This is a genomic window from Pseudomonas sp. AGC41, from assembly GCF_057334555.1.
In genome coordinates this window covers 25,696-37,308 of sequence record NZ_JBHFJB010000155.1, presented here as the reverse complement: position 1 = coordinate 37,308, position 11,613 = coordinate 25,696, and the positions used below count along the sequence as shown (strand labels likewise).

At 60.4% G+C, this 11,613-nt stretch carries 12 protein-coding genes, 1 tRNA gene and 1 pseudogene; 3 read left to right on the top strand and 11 right to left on the bottom strand.

Annotated elements, in window-relative coordinates; translation table 11 throughout:
* Window positions 1–125 precede the first annotated feature (125 nt).
* Window positions 126–563, top strand: coding sequence for a carboxypeptidase regulatory-like domain-containing protein (locus ACE04F_RS26210; protein WP_486110519.1), 438 nt, complete (start codon window positions 126–128; stop codon window positions 561–563).
* 11 nt (window positions 564–574) lie between these two features.
* Here ACE04F_RS26210 and ACE04F_RS26205 read toward each other — a convergent pair whose 3' ends face one another.
* The 11 genes and pseudogenes from ACE04F_RS26205 to panM all read right to left on the bottom strand — a co-directional run bounded on the left by ACE04F_RS26205 (window position 575) and on the right by panM (window position 9,622).
* A complete protein-coding gene (locus tag ACE04F_RS26205; protein WP_434602541.1) occupies window positions 575–1,021 on the bottom strand; it encodes a hypothetical protein in 447 nt (148 codons plus the stop codon).
* 40 nt (window positions 1,022–1,061) lie between these two features.
* Window positions 1,062–3,296: an ATP-binding protein gene (locus tag ACE04F_RS26200; RefSeq protein WP_486110518.1), complete on the bottom strand. Its 2,235-nt coding sequence runs from the start codon at window positions 3,294–3,296 to the stop codon at window positions 1,062–1,064.
* The gene (locus ACE04F_RS26195; RefSeq protein ID WP_486110517.1) at window positions 3,293–3,898 is read right to left on the bottom strand and encodes a biliverdin-producing heme oxygenase; all 606 of its coding nucleotides are present in this window, start codon (window positions 3,896–3,898) and stop codon (window positions 3,293–3,295) included. The genes ACE04F_RS26200 and ACE04F_RS26195 overlap by 4 nt, the downstream gene beginning before the upstream one ends.
* A 162-nt stretch (window positions 3,899–4,060) precedes the next feature.
* Window positions 4,061–4,267, bottom strand: a pseudogene (locus ACE04F_RS26190) (DUF1016 N-terminal domain-containing protein); the annotation flags it as partial.
* Between the two features lie 42 nt (window positions 4,268–4,309).
* A complete protein-coding gene (locus ACE04F_RS26185; RefSeq protein WP_486110516.1) occupies window positions 4,310–4,717 on the bottom strand; it encodes a hypothetical protein in 408 nt (135 codons plus the stop codon).
* Window positions 4,718–4,778: 61 nt separating this feature from the next.
* The gene (locus ACE04F_RS26180) at window positions 4,779–5,108 is read right to left on the bottom strand and encodes a DHCW motif cupin fold protein (protein ID WP_434570261.1); all 330 of its coding nucleotides are present in this window, start codon (window positions 5,106–5,108) and stop codon (window positions 4,779–4,781) included.
* A gap of 118 nt (window positions 5,109–5,226) precedes the next feature.
* Window positions 5,227–5,302: transfer RNA gene (locus ACE04F_RS26175), tRNA-Phe, on the bottom strand.
* 102 nt (window positions 5,303–5,404) lie between these two features.
* A complete protein-coding gene (locus ACE04F_RS26170; RefSeq protein ID WP_003186755.1) occupies window positions 5,405–5,677 on the bottom strand; it encodes an oxidative damage protection protein in 273 nt (90 codons plus the stop codon).
* Window positions 5,674–6,741, bottom strand: a complete 1,068-nt coding sequence (mutY, locus tag ACE04F_RS26165) for an A/G-specific adenine glycosylase (RefSeq protein WP_486110515.1) — start codon at window positions 6,739–6,741, stop codon at window positions 5,674–5,676. The genes ACE04F_RS26170 and mutY overlap by 4 nt, the downstream gene beginning before the upstream one ends.
* Window positions 6,738–8,963 (bottom strand): AsmA family protein, encoded by a 2,226-nt coding sequence (locus ACE04F_RS26160; RefSeq protein ID WP_486110514.1) that lies wholly within the window; start codon window positions 8,961–8,963, stop codon window positions 6,738–6,740. Before ACE04F_RS26160 ends, mutY begins: the two co-directional genes overlap by 4 nt.
* A 260-nt stretch (window positions 8,964–9,223) precedes the next feature.
* Window positions 9,224–9,622 carry an aspartate 1-decarboxylase autocleavage activator PanM gene (gene panM, locus ACE04F_RS26155; RefSeq protein WP_486110513.1) on the bottom strand — a complete coding sequence of 133 codons (399 nt, stop codon included), beginning with the start codon at window positions 9,620–9,622 and terminating at the stop codon, window positions 9,224–9,226.
* Here panM and ACE04F_RS26150 point away from each other — a divergent pair.
* Complete coding sequence (locus tag ACE04F_RS26150; protein WP_486110512.1) at window positions 9,621–9,872, top strand: hypothetical protein; 252 nt, start codon at window positions 9,621–9,623, stop codon at window positions 9,870–9,872. The two genes, panM and ACE04F_RS26150, sit on opposite strands and share 2 nt — an antisense overlap.
* Before the next feature lie 14 nt (window positions 9,873–9,886).
* Complete coding sequence (locus tag ACE04F_RS26145; RefSeq protein ID WP_434602548.1) at window positions 9,887–11,548, top strand: OFA family MFS transporter; 1,662 nt, start codon at window positions 9,887–9,889, stop codon at window positions 11,546–11,548.
* Window positions 11,549–11,613: the final 65 nt, after the last annotated feature.

Here is an 11,613-nt window from a genome sequence, read left to right as displayed (position 1 = left end):
GGTGGGAAGGGTTAACCGGATGAGCGTGCCTATTCCAACTGGCATTCGGACCAACTCCCAATCGATCTAAACATCGGTGTTCATAATCGATCAAACGATGGCGTCCAAAATCAGGAGTGGTTGCCATGAACTCGCTATCTCGCCTCGTCGCTTTAGGCGCGCTGATATTTCCCATCTTCCTCAACGCCACCAACCTCGCGCCCATCGACAAGACGGGCGTCCAGATCCAACCCATGCAGCAGAACGGCATTACTTATCTGTCCGGCGGTATCGGCGAAGACGAAGCCCGGGCCATCGGGCAGGCCCAGGGTTACAACTTGCACATGACTTTTGCGATCAGCCCGGAGAACAAATACGTTCCGGATGTGGACGTGACTGTGCTGAACGCATCAGGACAAACATTACTGACGCTCAGCGATGCGGGCCCGCTGGTGTATGTGCAACTGCCGCCGGGCAAGTACAGCGTGGTGGCGACGCGCAATGGGGAGGAGCGACGCGACACCGCCGATGTGGGCAGCGGAGCCGCGCGCAAGCTGGTGTTCCACTGGAGCAGCAGCGAGTAGCCAGCCCGAACTTATTCGCCGGCGGGCTCTTCCATCGACTGGCGATAACGGTCCAGCGCCTCGCTGAAGTCCTTGATGAACTCCGGCGTGCTGAGCCAGCGCTGGGCCGCCTCGCGGTCCATGTCATCGACCCACATGCGGTAGTCCACCAGCATGTCGGCGGCCAGGTTGGTGGCGGCCATGCTCTCGTTTTCGGCGTTCTTCAGATCCAGCAGGCCCGGGCGCTCGATGATCATTTCGCTAACGTTTGCCAGCAATGTGTCGAGCATTTCGCTGCGGCTGACGGCCTCGGCATCGCGCAGCTTGACGAACAACTCCTGCACGTAGACCGGTGGCTGGGCGGTTGCATGGGCCGGATCGCCATACATCGGGATGGATTTTCGCCCGGTCATGCGGATCTGCTTGGCTTTGTCTTTGGCACGCTTGGCGCGTTTCTGCTGTTTGTTCAGTGAGGCCATTGGGCTTCGGTTTCCAATTCGTTAGGGGGCGGTGCCCGGCTCAGTCGATTTTCGGCACGGTAAAGCGAAATTCGCTGCCCTGGCCTGGCTGGCTTTCGGCGTGCAGTTTACCGCCATGAGCCTGGACAATCCCCTTGGAAATATACAGCCCAAGTCCGGTGCCATTCGGGTTGCCTTCCTTGGTGGTCCAGTAGCGGTCAAAAACATGCGGCAGCTGTTCAGGGGCGATGCCTTCGCCGGTATCGCGGACGCTGAACACGATCTCATCGCCCACCGACATCGCGCTGATGCCCACGGTGCCTTGCTGCGGCGTGAATTTGATGGCATTGCCGATCAGGTTGGACAGCACCTGGAACAGCCGCTCGGGATCTGCACTGATCTTGAGGTTGGGCTCGGCATGGAAAGAAATATCGATGGCCTTGGCGGAGGCCAGCGGCGTGAGCAGCGAACACGCGTCTTCGAATATCTGGCTGACGTCCATCGGCTGAGGGTTGATGGTGTAGCGCCCGGCGTCGATGCGCGAGGTGTCGAGCAGGTCTTCCAGCAGTGCATTCATCCGACTGGCGGCTTGTTGCATGGTGTCGATGGCCGAGGCAATTCGCTTCGAGCTGTGTGAGCCGTCGGAGCTGAAGGCCTTTTGCATCATGCCGCAGAGCATGGAAATGACCGTCATCGGGTTGCGCAAATCATGGGACACGACCGCCACCAGTTCATCACGCGCTTGCACCGCCTGGCGCTCCTTGCGCACCTGCCGGGCCAGATCATTTTCCAGGGCCGAGCGGCGCAGATCGTTGGCGGCGAACAAGTCGCCATGGCTCCACTTGGCGCTGATACCGTCCATCTCGATTTTCCAGATTTCAAACGAGGTGCGCGGCCGCAGGCGTAATCCGGTCTCGCTGTCTTCCAGGTCGAGGGGTTTTTGCGGGTCGCCGCTCCAATTGATGGTTTGCTTCACTTCGGGACGGAACCACAGCACGCCGTTTTCCACAGGCTTGGGCAGATGAATCGCCAGCACACCGCTCGCTACATCCTGAAAAGCCTTGGCCGGGGCGAAAACGCTGCCCAGGTTATGGTGAGAGAAAACCGGCTGACCTGTTGCCAATATCCACTTGTGCAATTCGCGGATTTGCTCCGGTTCCGGGCACTGGCCGTGACGATGCAGTTTGTTGTCCTCGAAGATCGCAACGCCACCGGCCCCGGTGAGGTCCATCAGACGTTGTGGCTCGCGGCACAGGCCATCGAAGACGTTTTCGCTGGACTCGGCCATGGCGACGGCGAGTGCCTGGAGATCTGCGAGCTTGGCGTCCCGTTGCCGAGTCAGTTCAAGGGTTTCCATGGCGCTGATCTGTAGTGACAGGATCTGGCCGATGGTCTGGCAGGCCATGCGCATTTCATGGGGCACGAGTAGCGGCTGGCGATTGCCGCAACTGATCAAGCCCCACAGCTGCTCGCCTTTCATCAACGAGATGCTCATCGACGACAGCACGCCCATGTTCTTCATGTATTGACGGTGGATCGGCGAGACGCTGCGCAGCGTCGAAAAACTCAGGTCCAGCGGCGCCTGGGTATCGGGACGCAGTTCGGGCACCAGGGGTATCGGCGCGTAGTCGGCGTTGGGGATGATGCGCAACCAGTTGGTGCGATACAGCTCACGGGCCTGCTCGGGAATATCCGAGGCTGGAAAAAACAGCCCCTTGTAAAGCTCCATCGATGGCGCGCTGGCTTCGGCGATGACCTGCCCATGGCCTTCTTCCTCGAAGCGATAGATCAGCACGCGGTCGTAGCCGGTCATGGCCTGGATTTCCCGCACACTGATCTCGTACAGCGTTTGAAGGTCTTTTGCGCTTTGCAGGCGCTGGAGCATGCGGCCCAGGTTGGCCTCGCCGCTGACGCCTTCGGGGCGATAGTCGCTCAGGTGTTGTTCCAGCTCGATGATCAGTGCGCCCTGATGGCGATGCACCAAGGCGTCAAAACGCTGCTGGTTCACGACTATGGCTACGGGCGCGTTGTCGCTTCCCGGGGCCGCGTGACAGGCAATGAGGATGGCTTGCGCCTGCTCCAGTCCCACCAGTGCATCAAGCGTCTGGTCCAGCAATCTGTTGGGATCTTGTCCCATCAGCTGCAATACGTTGGCGCTGACCTGACGGATCAGGAAGTCCGGCTCGGACAGCATCAGCAGCACGCCATGAGGCTGGATGGCGCCGGGGAAGCGAATCGGTTCGTCTGCGCAATTAGCCAGCAGTTCTTCGAAGGCTTCCTGGTTTTCCGGGTTCATAGCAGTACCTTTTGGCTGTCCAGCCAGTGTTCAAAATGAGTAAACGTCGCCTTGGCGGCGCGTGTGACTTCGAGCGTCTGGGGTTCGCCAAGGTTCCTGTCGTCCAGGTATTGGAGGAAATCCTTCCAGCGGCGGCCGGTGAGTTCACCATACACATTGAGAAAGGCAGCGCCACTGGAGGCATCCAGGCCAAGCTGCTCCGCCACCCTGCGTCGCAGAATCTGTCCGCCGAGGGTCGCTCCTTCCAGCACGTAGGAAACCCCGAGGGCGGCCGCGCGGGAGTCGATCTGCGGCAGTTGCTGGCAAATGGGCAGCGCCTCGATAGCGGCAGCATCCATGCCCAGCGCCGTGAGATCAGCCCGCAATACCGGGAGCTTGATGCGCAGGGATTGGTCCAGCCCGGACGGAATCAGCGCCAAAACCTGCAGCTGTTGTTCCAATGGCTGGTAAAAACCGTAATAGGCCGCCATCAGGCGCCGGTACAGATCCAGGTTCAGCCGTTCCGAAAAAAATGGCAGGCGTTTTTCCAAGGCGACATGCAACTCGGCGGTTTCAGTCCGCAATGCCTGGATCAAAGAGGGGTGGGTTGCGGCCGGTGACATGCAGAATGGCGCTCGTTGGCTGGAGCGTTGCTGAAAAAAACGCATCAATATTACATGGGTTTATTGCTTATGCGCTCCTGGATGTCGGCTTCCATTCCTTCAAGTCGCTGCGTTCGAGGGGCGACTCCTCAAGTCGCGCCCGTTCACAATCCAGCGCCTTGCGCTTGCTTCCTGCTCTACCGCAGGTCGGTCGCGGCTTGCCAGGAGGCGTTCGTAATAGAACGTGCCGATCTGGCGCTCCAAGGCGCGGGTGGAACAGTTCTGGGTGGCGGCTTCGTTCATGTACCAACTGCGTGCATTCTCTTTTTCGACACGTAGCAGTGTTCGATAGTGGGTCCAACTCAATGCGTGACGCAGTGCGTCACAGATTGAGTCCCAGGAGGGTGATCCATCGCCAGCCGCAGTCTGAAGTCAGCCTTGACCTTGTGTCAGCGTCTGGGATGCGGCCACATAGTCAGCCTGGAACTGCTTGCTTTCGACCCAATCCAGGGCGGTCTGCTCATCGACACCCGTGGTCAGGCGACGGTATTCGATCAAGGCGGTGATGATGAAGTCGGTCGCTTCTTCCTCGCCTTCCTGCTCCAGCACGAGCGCCAGCAATGGATGGCCCAGGAACGCTTCGCACATGGCTTTCTGGCTGACCTTCTCGGCGAGGCTCATGATGCGAAACAGGTCCGACAGGTCCACGGTTTCCAGGTCGATGCGCTCGTCGTTCGGATCCAGGAAGTCGTTCGGCGCAGCGGCACGCTGAATGCGATTCTTCTTGGCTTTCTCCTTGGCGCGCTGGTTGCGTTTTTGCTGTTTGTTCGCCGATGACATGGTCGGATTCCTGATGAATAAGGCCATCTATCCTACAGCTTCGACGCGAGCGCTTCGAATCTCAATCCACCACGAACAGCGTCGCCCCGGATGGAGTGGAGGAGCGATGAGGCTCGGCCTGGTCGGCCACCTGATAGCTCATGCCGGGCTTGAGCAGGAATTGCCGGCCGTCTTCGAGCTCGGTGTTCAGCTCGCCTTTGAGACAAAGCAGGATATGGCCTTTGGTGCACCAATGGTCGGCCAGGTAGCCGGCCGTGTATTCCACCATCCGTACCCGAACGCTGCCGAAATGCTGCGTGCGCCAGTAAGCGGTTCCGGTAATGCCTTTGTGTTCGGTGGGTTCGATGGTTGACCAGTCGGTGGTGCCGAAGGGGATGCCGGTGATATCCATGTCGACTCGCATGCAGGAGGAGGGGAGCGGACGAATGTAGCTGAGTCGATAGCGCACAGGAAGAAATCCTGGCCAATAAAAAACCCCGATCAATTTCTTGATCGGGGTTTTCGGTATTTGGTGCCCAGAGACGGAATCGAACCGCCGACACGGGGATTTTCAATCCCCTGCTCTACCGACTGAGCTATCTGGGCAACGGGGCGCATTAAACGGGTTTTTCAGGGGGGCGTCAAGCAAGTTATCAAAAAATATTTAACTATTACCGTCGCTTACGATTCGCCCCCGCTCCGGGCAGCTTATTCGGAGGGCGGCACGTAGCCCTCGGCCTTGGCGTATTCTTCGCCGGAAAAGAACTTGTCCATCTCGCCCTGAAGATATTTGCGATCTTCGGCATTCATCATGTTCAGGCGTTTTTCGTTGATCAGCAGGGTCTGGTGTTTTTGCCAGTCGCCCCAGGCCTTGGCCGATACGTTGTCGTAGATGTCCTGGCCCTTGGCGCCGGGAAACGGTGCGCGCTCCAGGCCTTCCAATTGTTCTTTGTACTTGCGGCACATGATGGTGCGGGTCATTGCAACTCTCCTGCGTTCAATACAGCGGCCGCGCGTTCGAGCAATGTCTTGACCGGGGCGGCGAGGCCCAGGCGCGGCGGGGTGGCGAGGTTATACCAGAGCCAGTCGGCCTCCGCCACGTGATGGCCGGTTTCGCAGACCCGGACCAGCCAGGGTTCGATTGCCAACTGGAAGTGGCTGAAAGTGTGTACCAGGCTTGGCATTGCCTGTTGCGGACCCAGCTCCAGCGAATGTTGCAGGGCCAGGTGTTGCAGGTCGTCGAGGTCGTCGAGTTCCGGCAGACTCCACAGACCGCCCCACAAGCCGGTGGATGGGCGGCGGTAAAGCAAGATGGCGCCTTCGCGGTTAGCCAGCATCGGCATCAAGGTGCGTTTCTTGGGCACTTCCTTGCGCGGCTTGGGAATCGGATAGCGGGTTTCCAGGCCCAGCATGTGGGCCTCGCAGCCTTTTTCCAGCGGGCAGAGCAGGCAACTGGGCCTGCTGCGGGTACAGAGCGTGGCGCCCAAGTCCATCATCGCCTGGGTATAGGCGTTGACCCGGTCCTGAGGGGTAAAGCGTTCGGCGGTGGCCCAGAGCTGTTTCGCAACCTTTGGCTCGCCTGGGTAGCCTTCCTGGGCAGTAAAGCGCGCCAGCACTCGCTTGACGTTGCCATCGAGAATCGGCGCCCGCAGGCCCATACTGATGCTGGCAATCGCGCCAGCGGTGGATAGGCCGATTCCCGGCAGTTCGGTGAGCTTCTCGACATCCCGGGGAAATTCGCCGCCATATTGCTCGACGACGATTTTCGCGGTTTTCTGCAGATTACGAGCGCGTGTGTAGTAGCCCAGCCCGGTCCACAGGTGCAGCACTTCATCCTCCGGCGCGGCGGCCAGGGCCTGGACGGAAGGCAGGGCGGCCATGAACCGGTCGAAGTAATTGAGCACGGTGCTGACCTGGGTCTGCTGCAGCATGATTTCCGAGACCCACACCCGATACGGGGTGATGTCTTGCTGCCAGGGCAGGTCATGGCGCCCGTGGCGGTCGAACCAATCCAATACGGCGCTGGAAAACTGCTCGGATGTCATCGCTTGAACAGCCCCTTCAGCGCATCTTTGAGCTCGGGGCTGACCTTGTCGCCGAGCTTCTCGTCGATCTTGTCCCCGAGGCGGTCGCCGGCCAGTTTCGCCGCGACCTTGCCCAGCCCGTCGTTGTCCAGGCGGCAGGCTTTCGCGCCCAGCTCCAGCGGGCCTCGGCAGCGTAACGGCCACTCGACATCGACATAACGCTCGTTGACCTGGCAGGCCGGGTCGGGCATGTCGCTCTTGTCGCCTTCGACGATGACGCCGATGCGGTAGTCCATACCCAATACGCGCAGGTCGATGTCACCGTTGCCATTGACCCTCATGCCGGGAATGCGCACTTTCAGGTCCGGATTGCTGGCCACGCCATTATGGAAGGTAAGGTTGCCGTCGAGTTGCTGGAACGGGGTGTCCTTGCCGCGCGGTTCGCCGCTGAGACTCTTGCGGTTCAGCGTTGCGATGCCTTTGCACAACTGCTGTTCGAGGTTGGCATTGAGCAGCACGCCGTCATTGATGACGAACCCGGCATTGCCGTTCAGGCTGTCGATCAGGGCCTTCTGGCTGTTGCCGCTGGCGGTGATGGCGCTGTTGAGCGTCACCAGGCCTTTGACGGGCGGATTCTTGCCCTGGCTTTCGATGATCTTGTCGGCCGGCACCCGGTTGATGCGGGTTTGCAGGCTCAACTGCGGCGTGGGCTGGCGTACGTCCAGCGTGCCCTTGGCTTCGAAGTTGCCGTTATACAAATCGCCCCGCAGGTTTTCCAGCGTCAACAGGCCGCCGAGCCCGGTGGCCTTCAGCGCGGCATTCTGGATGGGCAGCTTGTCGAGGGTCAGTTGGCCGAAGTTCAGGTCGGCATCGATATCAAGCTTGCTCAGGCGCTCCACCGGAAACAATCGATCATTGCTCCACGCGCCCTGGGTCGGGGCGCTTGGCAGCGGTGTGCTGCCGGCACCGGCCATGGCGCTGGCCTCGGTGCTGCTGACTTCGGCCTCGCGGGCAGCCTTGGCGCTGTTGGCTTCGGCGGACTTTGGCGGCAGGTAGCGATCAACATTGAAGGTGTCGGCCTTGAGCTGGGCACGCAGAGATTGCTTGGCAATGTCTTCCACGGCGATGCGACCGCTGAAGTTGCTCTCGTCGATTTTCAGATTGATGTCGCTGAGCTCGACGCTGGTCGGTGTGGCTGCAATGCGGCTCGCCAGCTCGACCTTGCTCAGGCTGCCATCGGCCATCGCCGGTAGTTTCTGGCCGATGCTGTCGACAAAACTTGCCAGGTCGAATGCAGCAATCGACACGCCGCCATTCAGCTGCGGCGTTTTGTCGAGATCGTTGACCTTGAGCTCGCCCAGGGCGCGAAGCTGGTTGAGCGACAGCTTGATGCCGGTCCATTCGGCGACGTTGGCTGCTTTGTCGAGGAACAGTTGCCCTTGTGCCGCAAAGCTCACGGTCTTGCCTTGCAGCGGATCGCCGGTGGCTTCACCGGACAGCTTCAGGTCTTCGAATTTGTAGCGTTGCAGCGCGCGTTCAAAGCGCAGCTCGCCAGTCACCTCGGTGCGCACCCGAACAGCCGGCTGGTTGCTGGACAGGAAAGCCGTTAGGGTAACCGGGATATTGGTGGAATCATGGACCGGGCCAGTGCTCAACTGGATGCTTTCAGCGGTAAACAGCTTGCCGGTCTGCTCGTCGCTGTATTCAACCCGGGCGTTGTTCACGGTCAGGCTGTCGATGTCCAGGCGGGTGGGCTGGGCCGGTTTCTCTGCCGGTGCGCTGGCAGGCGGAGCGGATTGTTCGGTTGGCGCCGGCGCCTTCGCAGCGGTCGTGGAGGCGGGCGCCTTGCCGATGTCTTCCCAGTTGCCATGGCCATTCTTGTCGCGGTTGAGCCGCAGGTTCAGCCCTTCGACCCGCACGTCGCTCATCTGTACTTGCCGGCGCAACAGCGGCATCACCCGTACCGAAAGCCCGAGCATCTGCAGGTCGGCAAAGGGTTGGGTCGGATTGGCCAGGGTCGCAACGCTGGCTTCGTGCAATTCAAGACCCAGCCATGGAAACAGGCTCCAGCCGATATCGCCATTGAGGGTCAGCTCGATATGGGCCTTGTCACGGGCTATCTGGCGGATCTCTTCCTTATAGTCGTTGGGATCGAAGAGGTGGGTCAGGGCAAAGCCCAGGGCCACAATGATCAGCAACAGCCCGAGAAGTACCAGACCCAGGATTTTGCCGAACGCTTTCATGGGCGAATCCTTGTAGGTTGAGTTCAAATTTACCGGAGAGTATAACGTCCCGGGTTGGTGGAGCGTTGGGTCATCGTTTCTCGATTCTCCACTGGTGGAACGGCAGGCGCGGTTCACCGTGGCGAGGGAGCTTGCTCCCGCTGGACTGCGAAGCAGTCCCAAACCAGGCGAATCAGGACGCCTGGCACACCGTGGAGACAGCTTCAGGGGGCGCTGCGCTCCCCAGCGGGAGCAAGCTCCCTCGCCACGGATATGTCCAGTCAGCTTTGATTCAGCGCAATCTTCAATTTTGCCGCCAAGGCCTGGGCCTCCAGATGCCCGGCCGGTGCCTCGAGCCGAAGCCCGGCGTCATCCTGTCGAGCCATCCTCCGTGCCTCGCTCACCAAGCGCTCAGCTACGCCACGGCGACGGGTAACCTTTCTTACGCACAGGTGAGACAAGTACCAAGCGTCCTGGTGCCGTTGCAGGCGTGCGGCGCCGAGCAGTCGGTCGTTGAACCGTGCCGCAATCAGCGTACCTTCCGCCAGGCAACTGTTGACCAATTGCCCGGCATCGCTGAACGGCTCGAACAGCCAGGCCGGCGCGTCCTGGTAGATTTTCTGCAGGTCCTGATGATCCTGATCAGTGGCTTCATTCAGACGCTCGACAACGATGGGCATGAAAATTCCTGAAAAAATAAACGAAGAACGCCCTACAGAAAGTGAGAAGAGGCGCGATAAGACGAATGACAGAAAAAAGGTGATAGCACTTTGGCTTTTCTGTCACGAGCAAATGGTAACCTTTGTCAGTTCGCCCGTCCTTCTGCGACGTGATGTCGCACCAAAATGGAGCTTCACCGCAAAATACAGTCATGCCTGCGTGCAAATGAAGACTGAGGGTGATGCGTGGCTGGCGAACCTATTCCAATAACTGGGGGATACACAATGAGCACGAGCATTACGGCGGACGGCATTGCCGACCAGCCTGCGTTCCTCTCCAAGGAACGCATTATCGCCAAGCCTGGCTTCAACCGCTGGCTGGTGCCACCGGCCGCGCTGGCCATTCACCTGTGCATCGGCATGGCCTACGGCTTTTCGGTGTTCTGGTTGCCGCTGTCCAAAGCCTTGGGCATCACCAAGCCGGTAGCCTGCGCGCCGGACATGAGCTTCATCTCGCAAGTCTTTTCGTCCCAATGTGACTGGCCGATCTCGATGCTCGGCTGGATCTACACCCTGTTCTTCATTTTCCTGGGTTGCTCGGCAGCCATCTGGGGCGGCTGGCTGGAACATGCCGGTCCGCGCAAGGCTGGCGTGGTATCGGCCCTGTGCTGGTGCGGTGGCTTGCTGATTTCGGCGCTGGGTATCTATACCCATCAGATCTGGCTGATGTGGGTCGGCTCCGGTGTCATCGGTGGTATCGGCCTGGGCCTGGGCTACATCTCCCCGGTCTCGACGCTGATCAAGTGGTTCCCGGACAAGCGCGGCATGGCGACCGGCATGGCGATCATGGGCTTCGGCGGTGGCGCGATGGTGGGTGCACCCTTGGCTGCAGCGCTGATGAGCCATTTCGCTACGCCAACCGACGTCGGCGTATGGCAGAGCTTCCTGGTGATGGCCGCGATCTACTTCGTGTTTATGATCGGTGGCGCCCTGTCGTATCGCGTTCCGCCGACCGGCTGGAAGCCTGAGGGCTGGAATCCAGCACCGAAAAAAGCCGCGAACGCGATGATCACCCATCGCCACGTTCACGTGAACGTTGCCTGGAAAACCCCGCAGTTCCGTCTGGTCTGGCTGGTGCTGTGCCTGAACGTATCCGCCGGTATCGGCATCCTGGGCATGGCTTCGCCACTGCTGCAGGAAGTGTTCGGCGGCAAATTGCTCGGTAATGACCTGCCTTTCGGTCAGCTGGACGCCGCGCAACTGGGTCAGATCGCTGCCATTGCAGCCGGTTTCACCGGTCTGCTGAGCCTGTTCAACATCGGCGGCCGGTTCTTCTGGGCCTCCTTCTCGGACTACCTGGGTCGCAAAAACACCTACTTCGTGTTCTTTGCCCTGGGTGTCGCCCTGTATGCGCTGATCCCGAGCCTGGGCCACCTGGGCAGCGTCGCGCTGTTCGTGGCGGCGTTCTGCATCATCCTGTCGATGTACGGCGGCGGTTTCGCCACTGTGCCGGCCTACCTGGCGGACCTGTTCGGTACGCAGATGGTCGGTGCGATCCACGGTCGCCTGTTGACCGCCTGGGCGGCAGCCGGCGTGCTGGGTCCGGTGCTGGTGAACTACTTGCGTGAATATCAACTGAGCATCGGCGTTGAACGCGCCGCGGCCTATGACATCACCCTGTACATCCTCGCCGGCCTGCTGGTGCTGGGCTTCCTGTGCAACCTGATGGTTCGCCCGGTCGCCGACAAGTACTTCATGACCGACGCCGAACTGGCCGCAGAGCAAGCGCTGGGCCACGACAAGGGCGCCGACAGCACCACTTCGCTGGAATGGAAAGCCGCACCGGGCACCAAGCCCCTGGCGATCGCCGCCTGGCTGGTGGTGGGCATTCCGCTGGCGTGGGGTGTGTGGGTGACCCTGCAGAAGACGGCGGTGTTGTTCCGCTAAGCGACAATCCCAAATGAGCCCGAATCCATCGGAAACGGGCCAACCCTGTGGGGGGGGGGGGGGGG